Annotated in this window: 16 protein-coding genes and 1 riboswitch; of the genes, 15 read left to right on the top strand and 1 reads right to left on the bottom strand. The window is 39.2% G+C overall.

What is annotated here, in order from left to right:
* The first annotated feature begins 149 nt into the window (after window positions 1-149).
* The 15 genes from sigW to QUF73_16650 all read left to right on the top strand — a co-directional run bounded on the left by sigW (window position 150) and on the right by QUF73_16650 (window position 16,988).
* Complete coding sequence (gene sigW / locus QUF73_16720) at window positions 150-713, top strand: RNA polymerase sigma factor SigW (protein ID MDM5227807.1); 564 nt, start codon at window positions 150-152, stop codon at window positions 711-713.
* Between the two features lie 17 nt (window positions 714-730).
* Complete coding sequence (locus QUF73_16715) at window positions 731-1,381, top strand: anti-sigma factor (protein ID MDM5227806.1); 651 nt, start codon at window positions 731-733, stop codon at window positions 1,379-1,381.
* 176 nt (window positions 1,382-1,557) lie between these two features.
* Window positions 1,558-2,385, top strand: a complete 828-nt coding sequence (gene cdaA / locus QUF73_16710) for a diadenylate cyclase CdaA (protein MDM5227805.1) — start codon at window positions 1,558-1,560, stop codon at window positions 2,383-2,385.
* Window positions 2,378-3,688 carry a CdaR family protein gene (locus QUF73_16705; protein ID MDM5227804.1) on the top strand — a complete coding sequence of 437 codons (1,311 nt, stop codon included), beginning with the start codon at window positions 2,378-2,380 and terminating at the stop codon, window positions 3,686-3,688. The genes cdaA and QUF73_16705 overlap by 8 nt, the downstream gene beginning before the upstream one ends.
* Window positions 3,689-3,727: 39 nt before the next feature.
* Window positions 3,728-5,077, top strand: coding sequence for a phosphoglucosamine mutase (glmM, locus tag QUF73_16700; protein MDM5227803.1), 1,350 nt, complete (start codon window positions 3,728-3,730; stop codon window positions 5,075-5,077).
* A gap of 516 nt (window positions 5,078-5,593) precedes the next feature.
* Entirely contained in the window at window positions 5,594-7,396 is a 1,803-nt protein-coding gene (gene glmS / locus QUF73_16695; GenBank protein MDM5227802.1) for a glutamine--fructose-6-phosphate transaminase (isomerizing), read from the top strand.
* Window positions 7,397-7,541: 145 nt separating this feature from the next.
* Window positions 7,542-8,737 (top strand): IS3 family transposase gene (locus tag QUF73_16690; GenBank protein ID MDM5227801.1). Its coding sequence is split into 2 segments (ribosomal slippage): window positions 7,542-7,848 and window positions 7,848-8,737, totalling 1,197 coding nucleotides; the frame shifts between segments, so codons are not numbered across the junction.
* Window positions 8,738-8,963: 226 nt separating this feature from the next.
* On the top strand, window positions 8,964-9,353 hold the full coding sequence (locus QUF73_16685) for a ribbon-helix-helix protein, CopG family (GenBank protein ID MDM5227800.1): 390 nt from the start codon (window positions 8,964-8,966) through the stop codon (window positions 9,351-9,353).
* A 337-nt stretch (window positions 9,354-9,690) separates the two neighbouring features.
* Window positions 9,691-10,644 (top strand): ABC transporter permease, encoded by a 954-nt coding sequence (locus tag QUF73_16680; protein MDM5227799.1) that lies wholly within the window; start codon window positions 9,691-9,693, stop codon window positions 10,642-10,644.
* Entirely contained in the window at window positions 10,634-11,587 is a 954-nt protein-coding gene (locus tag QUF73_16675; protein ID MDM5227798.1) for an iron chelate uptake ABC transporter family permease subunit, read from the top strand. The genes QUF73_16680 and QUF73_16675 overlap by 11 nt, the downstream gene beginning before the upstream one ends.
* A complete protein-coding gene (locus tag QUF73_16670; GenBank protein MDM5227797.1) occupies window positions 11,584-12,351 on the top strand; it encodes an ABC transporter ATP-binding protein in 768 nt (255 codons plus the stop codon). Before QUF73_16675 ends, QUF73_16670 begins: the two co-directional genes overlap by 4 nt.
* 208 nt (window positions 12,352-12,559) lie before the next feature.
* Window positions 12,560-13,588 carry a siderophore ABC transporter substrate-binding protein gene (locus QUF73_16665; GenBank protein MDM5227796.1) on the top strand — a complete coding sequence of 343 codons (1,029 nt, stop codon included), beginning with the start codon at window positions 12,560-12,562 and terminating at the stop codon, window positions 13,586-13,588.
* 138 nt (window positions 13,589-13,726) lie between these two features.
* Window positions 13,727-14,068, top strand: a complete 342-nt coding sequence (locus QUF73_16660) for a hypothetical protein (GenBank protein ID MDM5227795.1) — start codon at window positions 13,727-13,729, stop codon at window positions 14,066-14,068.
* A 15-nt stretch (window positions 14,069-14,083) separates the two neighbouring features.
* Entirely contained in the window at window positions 14,084-14,731 is a 648-nt protein-coding gene (locus tag QUF73_16655) for an O-methyltransferase (protein MDM5227794.1), read from the top strand.
* Between the two features lie 548 nt (window positions 14,732-15,279).
* Window positions 15,280-15,378: riboswitch (glycine riboswitch) on the top strand.
* A 242-nt stretch (window positions 15,379-15,620) separates the two neighbouring features.
* Window positions 15,621-16,988, top strand: a complete 1,368-nt coding sequence (locus QUF73_16650) for an amino acid permease (protein MDM5227793.1) — start codon at window positions 15,621-15,623, stop codon at window positions 16,986-16,988.
* 238 nt (window positions 16,989-17,226) lie between these two features.
* On the opposite strand, the gene QUF73_16645 is transcribed toward QUF73_16650, so the two are convergent.
* Window positions 17,227-18,063, bottom strand: a complete 837-nt coding sequence (locus tag QUF73_16645) for a TetR/AcrR family transcriptional regulator (protein MDM5227792.1) — start codon at window positions 18,061-18,063, stop codon at window positions 17,227-17,229.
* Window positions 18,064-18,128 lie beyond the last annotated feature (65 nt).

Raw genomic sequence — 18,128 nt, 5'->3', positions numbered from 1 at the left:
TAGTACTTTTATACCCTAAAAGGAAAAAAATAAACCAGAATAAGTAAAAATTTGCTAATATAGAAATTGAATGTTTTTTAATTAAAATGAAACCTTTTCCGCTATCGATTCGTATTATCGATTAGCCGCACTGGAGCGGAGGTAAAAAAATGGAGACAATCGTAAAGAAGAGGATAAAGCAAGTATTAAAAGGCGACCAGGATGCTTATGCTGAAGTTGTTGAAATATACAAAGATAAAGTTTTTCAGATTTGCTACAGAATGCTGGGAAACAGGCATGAGGCAGAGGATATCGCTCAGGAGGCTTTCTTAAGAGCCTATATAAACATTGCCAGCTTTAATATTGACTTGAAATTTTCCACGTGGCTCTATCGGATTGCCACTAACCTTTGTATAGACAGAATCAGAAAAAAGAAGCCTGATTATTATCTGGATGCAGAGGTCGCAGGAACGGATGGGCTGAACATGTATTCTCAAATTGCTTCCGATGCGAGGCTGCCGGAGGAAGAAGTAGAAAGTCTGGAACTGCAGGAAACAATCCAAAGGGAGATATCGAAGCTTCCGGAGAAATATCGTTCGGTTATTGTTTTAAAATATATTGAAGAATTATCGCTGAACGAGATCAGTGAAACGCTCGACCTTCCTCTGGGAACGGTTAAAACCAGGATTCACCGGGGCCGGGAAGCACTAAGGAATCAATTAAGATACGTTTAAAAAAGAGGGTGAGAACTTTGAAATGTCCAGCAGAAATGGTTGTTTATATGCATGAGTACCTAGATGAAGAGATCTCAGCCGAACATGAGAAGGAATTAAGGGCACATTTGCAGACCTGTGAAGAATGCCAAATTCATTTCCATGAATTAAAGAAGACGATCGCTTTAGTCCAAAGCACTTCACATATACAGGCACCTGAAAATTTTACGGCAAACGTTATGGCGAAATTGCCCAAAGAAAAGCGGAAAGTCGGGGTCCAGCGCTGGTTCAGGCATCATCCGCTTTTAACTGCGGCGTCCCTCTTTCTTGTTCTGATGATGGGAAGCGTCGTTTCTTCCTGGGATCAGGATCACCAATTATCGGTTTCTAAGCAGCCAAACCTTGTGGTGCAAAACGATAAGGTGATCGTACCGGAAGGTGAAGTGGTAAAAGGCGATGTTGTGGTTAAGAACGGCGACTTGGAAATTCAGGGCGAAATAGAAGGAAATGTTACGGTCATCAATGGCACGGTCATCAAGGGCGAGCAGTACATGGCTTCAGCAGGTAAGGTCTCCGGAGAAATCGAAGAGGTTGATGCCATTTTCGAATGGCTGTGGTATCACATCAAAAAGGCAGCCAAGGATGCCGTATATGTATTTGAAAGCGGAGAAACAGACAAAGAGAAATAGACATAACCATAGTAAGAATCCCTGCTTTAAGGCAGGGATTCTTAGTGTACTTATTTTTCCAGGTGATGTCTGTTGTCTCAAAATTGGAATTAGCGTTTAATATGATATAATATGAAAGTTACATAAAGGAACTTTAAGCATTTTTGCTTTTGAAATATATATTTGGAGGAAGGATAATGTCATTTGCAGATTTCTCTATTTTGAAATTGTTGGCTAATACAATAGACATTCTCCTTGTCTGGTACGTCATCTATAAGCTCATAATGATTGTTAAAGGAACAAAGGCTGTCCAATTGCTGAAGGGGATTTTTGTCATTATCCTGGTTAAAGTAGCAAGCGACAAGTTTCACCTGCAAACATTAGGATGGATGATGGAACAAGTGCTGCTTTGGGGATTTCTGGCCATCATAATCATTTTCCAGCCGGAGCTGCGAAGAGCACTGGAGCAATTGGGAAGAGGAAGATTCTTCTCAAGGACGGCAAATCAGGAGGAGGAAAATCAGGAGAAACTGGTCGAATCCATTGCTAAGGCTGTGGATTATATGGCTAAACGCCGCATTGGGGCGCTTATTTCAGTGGAGCGGGAAACAGGGATGAATGACTATATTGAAACCGGTATTCAGCTTGATTCCAAAATTTCATCTGAGCTTCTGATTAATATATTTATTCCGAATACACCGCTGCATGACGGAGCCGTCATCATTCAAAGGAATTGTGTGGCAGCAGCAGCCTGTTATCTGCCGCTGTCAGAAAGTCCATTCATCTCAAAAGAGCTGGGCACCAGACATAGGGCTGCTTTAGGTATAAGTGAAGTAACTGACAGTATTACTATTATAGTTTCTGAGGAAACAGGAAGTGTTTCCTTAACCAAAAACGGTGAACTGCACCGTGATTTAAAAGCTGAAGCTTTTAAAGATATGCTTTCAAGTGAATTGCTTGTTCAGCAGAAGATAAAACAGACTTCTTCAGGTCTTTGGAACTGGAGGGGGAAAAAGAATGGATAAGTTAATTGACAAATTGGTAGATACCCGCTGGTTCATGAAAATTGTCGCCTTGATCCTGGCACTTTTTCTGTTTGATTCGGTATATGATGCAGATAAGGAATTAAAGAATATAAACGTTCCCGGCCAGCAGGATTCAGACATTATCGAAGATGTCCCTGTCAAAAGCTACTATGATACAGAAAATCTGGTCGTTACCGGTATTCCTGATACAGTTGATTTGAGTATAGAGGGTCCAAAAAGCCACCTGGAGCCAGCGAAAAAACAGCAGAACTTCGAAGTATATGTAGATTTAACAAATGCAGAAACTGGCTCTCAAAGAGTGGAAATTAAGATTCGCGATATCTCAGATAAACTTGATGTAACAATCAATCCGCAATATGCAGATGTGACAGTCCACGAAAAAGTAACTCAGGAATTTAAAGTGGATGCAGAATTTAATAATGGCCTGCTTGGTGAGGGGTATTCAGCCGAAGCGGCATCTGCAGAACCAAAGACAGTAAAGATCACGGGAGCAAAAGAAGTGATCGAGCGGATCAGCTTTGTAAAGGCAACCCTGGATGTAAAGGGGCCAATAACTGAGACAATCACTGATGAAGCAACTGTCAGGGTGTTGGACCGTGAGATGAATAAGCTTGATGTAATTGTGGAACCGCAAGTGATTCAAGTTACAGTGCCGGTTAAACAGTTAAGCAAGACGGTTCCCATAACAATCGTCCGGAATGGAGACCCTCAAGATGGGGTTACCATTAATTCGATTGAACTTGATGTGAACGAGGCTTCCATAACGGGCCGTGAAGAAGTACTAAATGAAACTGAAAGTGTCAGGGTAGAGGTGGATGTCAGCAAGATTGAGAAAGACTCCGTGCTCACTCTGCCGGTTATTATCCCAAATGGCATTACAGGAGTGGATCCTAAAACAGTGAAGGCGTCTGTTGACATCAGCACTGAGGAGAATGTGAATGAAGAGGAAACTGCAGAAGAGCCTGCTGAAGAAACAGAGGCACAGGAAAAAGAGGAAACCAAAACCTTTTCAAGTCTCCCCATCAACTTAGCTGGTTTAGCTGAAGAATATGAAGCGGTCCTTAAAAACCCAGCTTCCGGAAGGACAAGTATTACGGTTACCGGTAAAAGCAGCACGGTTCAGGATCTCCAAGCGGAAGATTTTAATTTATATTTGAGCCTGGCAGACCTTGGTGAAGGTGACCATGAGGTGCCAATAAATGTCGATGGCCCTTCAGGGTTGGATATAAAACCTGCAGCAGGTAAAGCGACTATATCAATTACACAAAAAGAAGAAGCTTAATATAGAGTTTTTCTTAAAGTAAGAAGGAGCGATTATAAAATGGGTAAATATTTCGGTACAGATGGAGTACGCGGAGTTGCAAATAGTGAATTGACACCGGAGCTGGCCTTTAAACTGGGCCGTTTTGGAGGTTATGTATTAACGAAAGATCATGATCGTCCGAAAGTATTAATCGGCCGTGATACCCGTATTTCGGGCCATATGCTGGAAGGCGCACTTGTAGCGGGACTATTATCGATTGGAGCAGAGGTTATGCGCCTCGGAGTCATTTCAACGCCTGGCGTCGCTTATTTAACAAAAGCACTGGGTGCAGAAGCTGGCGTCATGATTTCTGCTTCCCATAATCCGGTTGAGGATAACGGAATAAAGTTTTTTGGTCCTGATGGCTTTAAGCTTTCCGATGATCAGGAAGCTGAGATTGAGGAATTAATGGATATGGCAGAAGATCAGCTTCCAAGACCAGTTGGAGGCAGCCTGGGACAGGTGAATGATTACTTTGAAGGCGGACAGAAGTATCTTCAATACCTAAAGCAGACGGTTGATGAAGATTTCTCTGGCATTCACATTGCGCTCGATTGTGCACATGGTGCTACTTCACCGCTGGCAACACACCTATTTGCTGATCTTGATGCCGATCTTTCCATGATGGGAGCATCTCCTAACGGACTCAATATTAATGCAGGAGTCGGATCAACTCATCCTGAAGCGTTATCTGCATTTGTTAAGGAAAAAGAAGCAGATGTTGGACTGGCATTTGATGGAGACGGAGACCGCTTGATTGCAATTGACGAAAATGGAGATATTGTGGATGGCGACCAGATCATGTATATCTGCGGAAAATACATGAAAGAGCAGGGAAGGCTTAAGCAAAGCACAGTAGTTTCCACTGTAATGAGCAACCTGGGCTTCTATAAAGGGCTGGAAGCTAACGGGGTCGAAAGTGTTCAGACAGCTGTAGGCGACCGCTATGTTGTGGAGGAAATGAAGAAGAATGGCTACAACCTTGGCGGAGAACAGTCAGGTCATATCATTTTCCTGGACTACATCACAACTGGAGATGGGCTTTTGACAGGCCTTCAGCTTGTTAACATCATGAAAGTAACCAAGAAGCCGCTATCTGAGCTTGCGAACGAAATGCAGAAATTCCCGCAGAAGCTTGTAAACATTCGTGTAACGGATAAGCATCATGTGACAGACAATGAAAAAGTGAAAGAAGTCATTGCACAGGTTGAAGAAGAAATGAACGGAAACGGCCGGATTCTGGTACGTCCTTCCGGTACAGAGCCGCTTGTCCGCGTAATGGCAGAAGCCCCAACGGGTGAACTTTGCGCATCCTATGTAGAGCGCATCGCTGCTGTTGTTGAAAGTGAAATGGGACTAAAAGAATAAATAGCGCAAATCATATGCATAAGGGAACTCCTGAACTCCCTTATGCATATTTTTATATATGGAGTTTACAGCCGCACGAAAAGGGAATACCGAAATGGCTGGCTGGCAGCTGCCTTAATTTATCTGTTGACGGAAGTCTGACTTTGATGTATGATAATCCTGTTTTTGTATTTAAGAATACAGAACATCTTTATTCAAGAAGAGAAAGGTGGATCGTGAGAAATTATTTAAATCTAAAGCGCCTGAACTGATCCTGGACGTAAGGATTAGTTGACGAGGAGGAGGTTTATCGAATGTTCGGCGGATGCCTCCCGGTTGAAAGCACAACCGATGATTTCTTCTATAAAACATTCGGGCAACTGAATGCACAAAGAGAAGGGAATGCTAAAACTAAGAAACGCTCCCCCAAGAGGCTTTAATGCCCCTTAGAGCAGCGAATATCAAAAAAACAGAGATAAGGGGCAGGACTGCCCCGAAAAGGCTTCTTGCCCCTTCATTATTAGGAGGAAAAGAAGTATGTGTGGTATCGTTGGATATATTGGAAACTTAGATTCAAAGGAAATTTTATTAAAGGGCTTGGAAAAGCTTGAATATAGAGGCTATGATTCAGCTGGCATCGCGGTTATGAATGATAACGGCGTTCAGGTTTTCAAGGAAAAAGGCCGTATTGCGGACCTTCGCAATATTGTTGATGAAGATGTAATGGCAAACACAGGGATTGGCCACACCCGCTGGGCGACTCATGGTGTTCCAAGCACAGTAAATGCTCATCCTCATCAAAGTAATTCCGGCCGTTTTACACTTGTTCACAATGGCGTAATTGAGAACTATGACATCTTAAAACGCGAATATTTGCAGGGAGTTGCCCTTAAAAGTGATACAGATACAGAGATCATCGTTCAGCTGATTGAATTATTCGTGAACGAAGGTTCTAATACTGAAGAAGCGTTCCGCAAAACGCTGACACTTTTAAAAGGCTCTTATGCAATCGCCCTTTTGGATGCAGAAAACGATGAAACGATTTTTGTTGCGAAAAACAAGAGCCCTCTTCTGGTTGGATTAGGTGAAACATTCAATGTAGTCGCTTCTGACGCAATGGCGATGCTGCAAGTTACAGATCAATATGTTGAACTAATGGACAAAGAAATCGTTATTGTCACAAAAGATGCTGTTAAAATCCAGACGCTGAATGGCGAGGAAATCAGCCGTGATCCGTATACGGCCGAATTGGATGCAAGCGATATTGAAAAAGGAACATATCCTCACTACATGCTGAAAGAAATCGATGAGCAGCCTTTAGTGATGCGCAAAATCATCCAGAAGTATCAAGATGATAATGGCGAGCTGACAATCGACCAGGAAATCGTTGAAGCAATGAACGATGCAGACCGCATTTATATCATTGCAGCCGGGACGTCATATCATGCAGGTCTTGTTGGAAAGCAGTTCATTGAAAAAATCGCAAAAATTCCAGTTGAAGTTCATATTTCAAGTGAGTTTGGCTACAATATTCCGCTGCTTTCAGAGAAGCCGCTATTTATCTTTATCTCTCAAAGCGGTGAGACAGCAGATAGCCGTGCCGTACTCGTAAATGTGAAGGAAATGGGCCATAAGGCATTAACCATTACAAATGTTCCAGGTTCAACACTATCACGTGAAGCAGATTACACGTTATTGCTTCATGCCGGTCCTGAAATTGCGGTTGCTTCTACAAAGGCTTATACAGCCCAGATTGCTGTTTTATCCATTCTTGCAGAAGTTACAGCGAAGAGCCGCGGATTGGAACTGGACTTCAACCTTGTTCAGGAGCTGGGCATTGTTGCTAATGCCATGGAAGTCCTTTGCGATGCGAAGGAAGAGTTCGAAGATATAGCACGCAAATTCCTTTCCACTACACGCAATGCGTTCTTTATTGGCCGTGGGATCGACTATTATGTTGGCCTTGAAGGTGCACTTAAGCTGAAGGAAATTTCATATATTCAAGCTGAAGGCTTTGCAGGCGGAGAATTAAAGCATGGAACCATCGCTTTAATCGAGAACGGTACGCCAATCATTGCCCTGGCAACTCAAGAAAGTGTTAACTTAAGCATTCGCGGCAACGTCAAAGAGGTTGTTGCCCGTGGAGCAAACCCTTGCATCATTTCCATGAAAGGGCTGGAAACAGAAGAAGACAGCTTTATCATTCCGGAAGTGAACGAGCTATTAACACCTCTTATCTCTGTAATACCTTTACAATTAATCTCTTATTTTGCTGCGCTGCACCGCGAGTGTGACGTAGATAAGCCGCGTAACCTGGCTAAGTCGGTTACTGTGGAGTAAGGAAAGTCTGTACTGAAAAATTCATAAAAATTTGATCAAGTAAGACTCAATCCAATTGCAGGATTGATATTATCCCCTCTAAGTAGACAGTGTAAAAAGACCATCATAAAAAATGGTGATACACTTAACTTGGAGGGGATTTTTCATGGGAAAAACAGGAAGAACGTATCAAAAATATACAGAAGATTTTAAAATAAGAGCAGTAAACCTATACAAAGAAGGAAACAAAAGTTACCGAACAGTATCGGAAGAGCTAGGTCTTCGAAGTCCAACCCAATTAAAGAAATGGGTTATGAAATTTAATCAGGGAGAGTCCTTTGAAGATTTAAGGGGACGTGCAGGCGGTAACACAGACAGTAATCCACTTAAAGGGCGCCCCAGAACGAACTTTAAAAGTATCCAAGAGGAAAGGGATTATTATAAAGCTCAGGTTGAATACCTAAAAAAGCGGTATCCAAATCTACACGAGGAGGGATCATCCCAAAAGCAGAACGATTCGAAATCATAAACGAACTAAGTGGTATTTACCCTATCGCTTGGTTAGCTGAGATTGCGCAAGTCTCAAGATCAGGTTATTATAAGTGGCTTAAAACGACCTCCCTTAGGGAGGACAGGCAGACCAAAGAATATCTAATAAAATCACATATTATGGCTATTCATCATACATACCCTTTTTATGGTTACCCTCGTATGAAAATAGCTCTTAAAGACGAAGGATTTCATATTAATCATAAGAAGGTATATCGATTAATGACTGATATGAATATTCGAGCTGAAATTAGGAAGAAGCGAAACTTCTTCGGAAGGAAGCCTTCCGTTATTTACTCAAACTTATTAAACCGTAACTTTAAGGCTCTAAAACCAGATGAGAAATACGTAACAGACATTACGTATATTCAAGTTGGAGATTCATTTTATTACCTTTCCGTTATACTCGATCTTTATAACAATGAGGTTTTAGCCTGGAATATTTCAAAGAGAAATGACTTAGAATTGGTCCTTAATACAATCGATCTATTAACACAAAAAAGAAACGTGTATGGTGCGATCCTGCATTCAGATCAAGGCTTCCAATACACGTCTAATCAATACCACAAAAAGTTAAAGAAAATAGGCATTCAAGGCAGCCATTCTCGCAAAGGAAACTGCCTCGATAATGCCTGTATTGAGTCTTTCTTCTCTCATCTAAAGACAGAGAAGCTATATCGATCACAGTTTAAAACAGAAAAAGAATTAATTCAAATACTTGAAGAATACATGTATCTCTATAACTATAAAAGATTCCAGAAAAAACTAAACCAGTGTGCTCCGGTTGAATACCGACTCACACTGGCTGCTTAGTCTTTTTTAAGGTTGTCTACTTGACAGGGGTAAGACCAGATTGGGTCTTTTTTAGAATGAGAATTGCAGATAAGGCCGGCAGCATTTAGCAATCATTTAAGCTGTGAAAATTTAGCAGTCTAGCGTAATAGAAATGAAGGAAGTTACGGATTCAGGCAGGATTTACAACTGTTTTCTTAAAGGGTATGATTTTTATAGGCAGATAATAGATTATGGGAGCGGAATAATGAAAGAATTAACATTCAAATCTTACGACCAATTTCTCCAATTTAACGAACATAAGGCGATGGAAAAAGCGGTCATGAAGGGACTTCAAGGAGATGAACTAGTAAAATTCAAACTTGATTTCCTGCAAAGAGCCAAAACAATGTGGAAAGAGTATGATTGTGATCTTTGGATTCAAAAACACGGATATGTCATCATAAATGTATGGAAAGACGGCAGCGGCAAAAGGAAGGTTACCAGAGGAAGACCAAAAAAACTGGATTCTGAAAAATATGTACATACCGTTCATGTGAGGTTAGATGAGGAAACGTATCGAAAGCTCACGAATCACTGCCAGGAAAATCAAATCGATGTATCTGAAGCTATTCGGGTTCTTATTAAAACACTATAGAGGCAACATATGGGAGATTCAACTTTTCTGTTTGAATCTCCTTTTTATTTGAGCTTCCTTATTTTAAAGTGAGAATAAATTTAGACAATTGCCGGAATTTACAATCTGCCTCTTTTCTTTTATTATTTTTTGTGATACATTAATTGTGTTGGCAAGTTGATAATCATTTTCAATAAACAAAAAATCTATACATATCAAGGTTCTTTTTTTTGTCATCCGATGATAATGATTATCATTATTTTAAAAATAGTTTTATAGATTTACTGCTATTCCTTAACTTGGAATAAAGATTTTTTCAATTGCTGAATAGATAATAAACATGTTATGAGGGTTATTAATGAGATTATGGATGTTAGGAATTGCAGCCATCGTTCTGTCTTTTATCTCGCTATTTATCGGAGCAATAGATATAACGCCTAAGGATCTGCTTAATTGGGAATCAGATGAAACACATATTTTCCTTATTAGCCGCATCCCACGGTTATTGGCGATTATATTAGCGGGGGCAGGGATGAGTATTGCCGGTTTAATTATGCAGTCTTTAAGCCGAAATAAGTTTGTATCACCAACTACTGCTGGAACATTGGATGCAGCAAAGCTGGGTATTTTAATTTCTATGCTGTTTTTTACGAATGTAACCTATACACAGCAAGTTATTTTTAGTTTTGCCTTTGCTTTAGCAGGTACATTTCTCTTTATGCAGATTTTAGATCGTATAAAATTTAAAGATGTTATTTTTGTTCCATTAGTTGGAATTATGTATGGAAATATTTTATCTTCCATTACAACGTTCTTTGGATATGAAGCAGATCTCCTGCAAAATATATCTTCCTGGCTTATGGGGAGTTTCACTTTGATTATTGCTGGCCGTTATGAGCTTTTATATGTTAGTATTCCAGCTATTATTCTAGCGTATCTTTATGCGAATAAATTTACAGTTGCGGGAATGGGCGAAGATTTTGCGAGAAATCTCGGTTTAAGTTATAAGCTGGTACTAAATATTGGTCTGATACTTGTTGCGGTTATATCGACAACAGTTGTCCTAACTGTCGGGGTTATTCCATTTTTAGGGCTGATTGTGCCGAATATTGTCTCTCTTTATTTAGGTGATAACCTGCGCAAAACGATTCCGCATACAGCGGTGTTGGGAATTGTTTTTCTATTAATATGCGACATTTTAGGGCGCATCATCATTCATCCTTATGAAATTCCAGTTAATGTAACAGTGGCAGTGATAGGCAGTGCAATCTTCTTAACGATGCTGCTTAGGGGGAGAGCATATGCGAAATAGTACAAAACTGATGATTTTAGCAGCTATTGCCATTGTGTTTATTTTGTTATATGGCTTTTATGATATTAAAGGCGGCTTTGATTATGCCTTTCCTAAGCGCATGCTCCGAGTTACAGCGATGGTTATAACAGGAATCGCAATTGCTTATTCTACAGTTGTGTTTCAGACAATTACACATAATCGCATTTTAACACCTTCTGTTATGGGTCTTGATTCTATGTATCAAGTAGTACAAACATTAATCTACTTCTTTGCAGGGTCGATGTCAGTGTGGGTGTTAAATAAATACTTAAACTTTGGTGCAGCCATTTTTGCCATGGTCGTCTTTGCCTTGATTTTATATCGGTTTTTGTTCAGGGCGGATAAGCATCCCATTTATTTTCTTCTATTAATAGGGATGATTATAGGGACACTCCTGGGAAGCTTTGTCACATTCCTGCAAGTATTGATAGATCCAGTCGAATATTTAAGTCTTCAAAGCCGATTGTTTGCTACGTTTACAAACGTAAAGGCGGAGTTATTATTTATATCTATGGGCATCCTATTCCTCGCATTTCTATATGGTTACTTTATTATGGGTAAACTGGATGTTATGTCGCTTGGCCGCGAAAATGCAATAAATCTTGGTATTAACTATGACGGTATGGTTATGAGAATTTTAATTTTATCGTCTGTTTTAATTGCCACATCTACAGCACTTGTTGGCCCAATTACTTTTTTTGGACTAATCGTAGCCAATCTCTCTTATCAATATCTGGTGACATATAAACACTCTATACATATATTAGGGGCGAGTTTAATCAGTATCATTGCATTGGTTGGCGGTAATTTCCTTGTGGAACATATATTTGAATTACGTACGACATTAAGTGTCATTATTAACTTCATCGGCGGAATTTACTTTATTTATTTATTACTTAAGGAAAGTAGGGCAGCAGGATGATTGAAATCAAAGGATTAACAAAACAATTTGGTAAAAAGCCTGTTGTAGAGGATGTTACAGTCACAATCGAGCCGGGGACCATAACCTCTTTCATTGGACCGAATGGTGCTGGTAAATCAACACTTCTTTCTATGGTAAGCCGTTTATTAGAAGCAGATACAGGTGAAGTATTACTCGATCAGAATAATGTGAAAAAGTGGAAGTCTTCAGATTTTGCAAAGAGAGTATCCATTTTGAAACAAGCCAATTACCTTAATGTAAGATTAACGGTACGTGAGCTTGTCTCATTTGGGCGTTATCCCTATTCTAGGGGACGCTTAACGGCTGAAGACGAAAAGTTTGTTGATCAGGCAATTGAATACATGAATTTATCCGATATGGAAGACAAATATTTAGATGAATTATCAGGTGGTCAAAAGCAGCGGGCATTCATTGCAATGGTCATTGCACAGGATACGGATTATATCCTGCTGGATGAGCCTTTAAATAACCTGGATATGAAGCATTCAGTTCAAATTATGAAAATCTTGCGCAAACTGGTTGATGAACTTGGAAAGACAGTTGTCATTGTTTTGCATGACATAAATTTTGCATCTGTTTATTCTGATCGCATTGTAGCGCTGAAAAATGGCCGGCTGATGAAAAATGGGCCAACCCATGAAATCATAAATTCTGATGTGCTTCGTGAAATTTATGATATGGATATTCCAATTCAAGAACAGAATGGCTGCAGAATTTGTGTCTATTTTAATTCACATACGTAAACATTGAAGTACTAAATATACCTGGAGAAATCTATTGTATTTCTTCAGGATGAGCTTATTTTGTGTCAGATTCTTGAAATATTGGAAGATAATTTAAAAAAATATCAAAAAGTTATTGACTTATAAAGATTATTCAATAATAATTATCATCATGATTGATAATGATAATCAATATCAAATAACAAATAAAAAGGGAGAGTTAAGAAAGATGAAAAAACTTTTTTATGCATTGTTAGCAGCTATGGTATTATTGCTTGCCGCATGTGGTCCTAACGAAGAAGCTTCAAAAGAAGAATCAGCTGATAAAGCTGCAGATGAAGAAACAAGTGCAGCTGGAACAGAAGGAAGCTCTGCTTATCCAATGACCGTATCTCCGACAGTTGCCTCAACAGAAGGCAATGAGGGTGGTACAACTAATTTTGAAGATGTGAAATTTGAAAAGATGCCAGAAAAAATTGCCGTATTCGATTATGGTTTCTTAGATACATTAGATGCTCTAGGTGTTGAAGGAATTGTTGGGGTTGCAAAAGATTCTACTCTGCCTGCTCACCTTGAAAAATACGCTTCTGATGAGTATAAAAGCGTTGGTGGATTAAAGGAACCTTTACTTGAAGATATCGCTGAAATGGATCCGGATGTAATTTTTATCTCCGGGCGTCAGTCAGCATTCTATGAAGAATTAAAAGAAATCGCTCCTGTCGTGTTTGTTGGTACTTCTGAGGCTGACTACTGGAACACATTCCAATCTTCTGTAGATCTAGCGGCGAAAATGTTTGGTAAAGAAGCAGAAGCTGAAGAATACATGGCAAAATATGATTCAGCTTTAGAAGAAATCAAAGCTTTAGCTGGAAACTACGAAACCTCTCTAGTTACAATGTATAATGAAGGTAAATTATCAGGTTTTGCAACAAATTCCCGTTTCGGCTACATTTATGACATTTATGGATTCAAGCCGGTAACAGAAGATATCGAGTCTTCTTCTCACGGTTCTAACTTCGGTTTTGAAGCGATCTTGGAATTTAACCCACAAGTGCTATTTGTAATTGACCGTACAGCAGCTACTGGTGGCGATTCTAATATTGATGCTGATATGGAAAATGATATCATTAAGAAAACAGATGCCTTTAAAAATGATAGAATCGTTTACTTAGATGGACCACTATGGTACCTAAGTGGAGGCGGTTTACAATCCGAGCTTGCTAAAATTGAAGAAGTCTTAGCTGAGTTGAAAAAATAATTTGTGTAAGGGGCTGTACAGAATGTCGGTGAAAACTGACTCTCTGGCAGTCCCTTTTCATTGACTTGTCGTATGCATTTGTATACAAGTTAAAGTAATATATCGTATACAAATGTATACAAAGAAAGGCGGATTACTATGAATAACGAAAGACATAGAGTTCGTGGTGAAGACAGACATCAGAAAGATGGTCATAAACGAAGGGAACGCGGTGCAAAAACATTTCGCAGAGGAAGAGCCCTTACTTTTTTAGAGAGAATGAGCCTAAAACGTTCTGCACTAAAGAAACAATTAGAAACGCCAGAGCTGCAATCTATTAATCCGATACTAGTCGGGGAACTTAAAGCAATTGATATGGTAATCAGCGAATTCGTACAGCTATTTGAACTTTACGAATTTGAAGAAGGGGAAACAGCAAATAGCAAAACGGAAGATAAGGAAGATTTAATGTTAGATTCCAATGAAGAGAAAGAAAAATAAAAAGGGGCGGGAGTAATGAGACAAATTAACAGATATATCGATTCAGTTTTTTACAGCCAAGATGATATTTTAGAGGAAGTTCTTAATTCCATAAAAGAGAATGGTATGCGATCCATCTCAGTATCTCCTTCTACTGGTAAGCTTCTTACGCTGCTAGTGTCTATGTCAGGGGCAAAAAAAGTTCTAGAGATCGGAGCACTTGGGGGGTATAGCGGGATTTGCTTAGCCAGGGGATTCGATCGGTCAGGAACATTAACTTCCCTTGAACTTATGGAGAGCTACGCAGAATTAGCAAGTACTAATCTATCTAAAGCTGGTTTTGGCGGCCAAGTATCGTATTTAATCGGACCAGCTTTGCAAAGTCTCGAACAGCTTGTTAGCGATAATAGACAATTTGATTTTTTCTTTATCGATGCAGATAAAGAAAATTACGAAAACTATCTGAATTATTGCATCAGACTAGCGGAAAATGGAGCCTTAATTGTTTGTGATAATGTACTGGCCAGAGGCAGTGTAGCAGACGAGAATGCTGAACCTGAACGTCATACTGAATTCATGAAAAAATTTAATGAAACAGTTGCTAACCATCCTCAATTGGAATCTGTGCTTATTCCTATTGGTGATGGGCTGACTATTTCAAAAGTAAAAAATAAAAAACATTAGGTGCAAATCCAATAAGGTAAAAAAGTACAATCGGAAATTTTAAAGCTTATAAGTGAGAGATTGTAAATTAATCGGTAACCAGGGCTGATACTCTGGAAAGATCAATGATTAAGTAATCAATATGCATAGACAAAAGGCTGGATGCTTGGTATAGCATTCTGCCTTATATTTTTAAACCTCATAGTAATTAAAAGTAAATAAGCAAACCATCTGCAATGAGTAATTGGCTGTAGTGAAGCGTCTTAATACCGAAAAATAAACTAACCATTAAGAAGTCACCGATAAGTCTAGAAAAAAGGCTAAAGGCGGCTTTTTTTGGAGCATTAATTCACAGTTAAGCAGGAACAGAGGATATAAAGCGAGGAATTAATATGCCTGAAGAAAGCAAAAGAATTTTGATTAACGAGCGACATTGCCCTCTTCTGCTCACTGCTTCCATAGTTCTATTATTATTTTAGGAAAATATCCTGCGTTTAGCCTATTTCTCAATATAAAATTGACATCAATATTTTTGTTGATTATTATGAATGTTAAATAAAAATTAGCGGATGATTATTGTGGGAGAGACTAAACGAATTTAGCACCGAAGGAGCAAGTCCCAAATAATTGGGTATTAATCTCTCAGGTAAAAGGACCACAATAGGACGCACCTCTGGAGAGAGCCGCGAGCCACCCAAGGAGTTACACTTTCAGGTAAAAGGACAGAGGAAAGATAGGAAGACACCTTTCTTTCCCCTGTCCTTTTATGTTGGGAAGATAGCATAAAAAGACAGGAGGAATTTAATAAGAATCTATCAAGATATAATGCTCTCTTTTCCATTTAAAAAAACGAAATTTTCAATCGGAATATTAAATTTCATTTATCTAACATTATGGAGTGAGAAATCATATGCAGGAAGAAAAATTAGAAAGAGGTCTAAAAAATAGGCATGTACAGCTGATCGCAATTGGCGGGGCAATTGGAACGGGATTATTTCTTGGTGCAGGGAAATCCATTCATTTAGCAGGGCCATCGATTTTATTTGCATACTTAATTACAGGCATCATTTGCTTTTTAATCATGCGGTCACTTGGAGAACTACTGTTATCAAATTTAAATTATCATTCTTTTGTTGACTTTGTACAAGAATATTTAGGTAATATGGCTGCATTTATTACTGGCTGGACCTACTGGTTTTGCTGGATTTCAATCGCAATGGCCGATTTAACAGCAGTTGGCCTGTATACCCAGTACTGGTTTCCTGATGTCCCGCAGTGGATGCCAGGATTAATCGCACTTGTGATTTTGCTATTTATGAACCTTGCCACCGTAAAATTGTTTGGTGAAATGGAGTTCTGGTTTGCATTAATTAAGGTCATCGCTATTCTGGCATTAATTGTTATCGGTATGTTCATGATTATTAAAGGCTTTTCAACCAATTCGGGTCCTTCCAGTTTCTCGAATCTATGGAGCCACGGAGGAATGTTTCCAAATGGCATGAATGGATTTATTCTCTCATTCCAGATGGTAGTGTTTGCGTTTGTTGGAATTGAACTTGTAGGACTTACAGCAGGTGAAACAAAGAACCCGGAAAAAGTGATTCCAAAGGCGATTAATAATATCCCTATTCGAATCATTATTTTCTATATTGGCGCACTTCTTGTTATTATGAGCATTTATCCGTGGAGCGCAATCAAACCTGAGGAAAGTCCATTCGTCCAAGTCTTTGTGGCGGTTGGGATTGCCGCAGCAGCTGGTATTGTTAATTTTGTTGTCCTGACATCCGCAGCATCGGCTTGTAATAGTGCCATCTTTAGTACAAGCAGGATGATATACTCGCTTGCCAAGGATGAGAATGCACCTGCACCATTAGCAAAGCTTAATGGCCGTAAAGTCCCTTCAAATGCATTGTTCTTTTCAACTGTCGTAATTCTAATTGCCGTTGTTCTGAACTATGTGATGCCAGAAGGTGTATTTACCCTGATTACAAGTATCTCTACAGTTTGTTTTATCTATATTTGGGGTATTACGGTCATCTCCCATTTAAAATACCGCAAAACAAGGCCGGATTTAGCAAAGGTGAACAAATTTAAATTGCCGCTATATCCATTTTCGAATTACTTGATCCTTGCTTTTCTTGCATTTGTCCTTGTTGTCCTTGCACTTGCGGAAGATACGCGTGTTGCCTTGTTCGTCACACCTGTTTGGTTTATAATGCTGATTGCCATTTATAAGATACAAAAAATAAGGATAAACCAGTTGGTCAGTAACAAATAATGTGTGAATTCAAGACGGTGGTTTCTAAGATAGGAAGTTCGGGTTCTCGAATTCATTTAAAGTCAATAAAATTTTATGTTTAAGCATTTGTGCAGATAGACAAATGCTATAAAGGAAAAACATCCGTTCGTTGGAATTAATATAACAAACGGATGTTTTTATTTTATATGTTTATAGTTACGAATCCGTAAATGAAAAGCCGAATGCGATCAGAAGCATTCGGCCATTTTGCAATAGTTTACAGTTTATAACAATTCTCGAGTAAATATACAATCCACCTGCAGTGTGGAAGGCTCCGGAGATTAGCAATCAACCCTTTTCTTATTGCAGGACTCAAGCTGCGCTCCAGGACATCCTGCTTAAGCAGGACCAGGGATTCTCTTTCAATCGACTCTTCTAATTCCTCTATTTTTTGCTCCATGATTTCAATTATTTGCCTGTGAGTCATCTCTTCATGCCCCGTCTTCCTGAACTTTTCGTAGAGCTCATCGGTTATAAACGGGATGGTTGAGTGCTTAGCCAGCAGGTTCGTCTTTTCGGTGAGTGATCTGCACAGAACGTCCAGATCCAAAGGCACATTGAAAAATAAAAATAAATGAGAGTATACATGCATAAAGCCTTTGATGCAATAGATTAAATCGTATTTTGTATGCTGGACAGTTTCTCCATATAACTGATCAAGCATGGATAGGGTGATATCATCGATTAATTGGTCAAAGTGACGCCCTTTTGATATAAGCTCTTCGTTAAATGTATGTGCCTGTTCTTTAATAAAAATTTTGGCAAAGTCTGAATGCTTTTGAAAGGAGTGGAACGTGGTGTAAAAAAACTTCCTTAAAAGCTCTTCTCCAGTGTTATTCGGGTCTTTGACTATGTGGTCAATATCTGAAACGAATTGCTCCATAAACTGATCAATTAAAGCCATGATCAATTCATCCTTTGATTTAAATGATAAGTAGAAAGCTCCTTTGGAAATACCGGAGTGCTCTGTGATCTGCTGTACAGAGGTGGCTTCAAACCCTTGCTTCGCAAAGAGTTCTAAAGCGCTTTCCATAATTAATTGCCTTTTGCCCATGTAATGGTGTCACTCCTTTTTGATTGACAAATGACCGACCAGTCATTATTATATGTAATTGAGTC

It is taken from the genome of Cytobacillus sp. NJ13 (genome assembly GCA_030348385.1).
GTDB lineage: Bacteria > Bacillota > Bacilli > Bacillales > Cytobacillaceae > Cytobacillus.
This window is presented reverse-complemented; position numbering and strand designations above follow the sequence as displayed.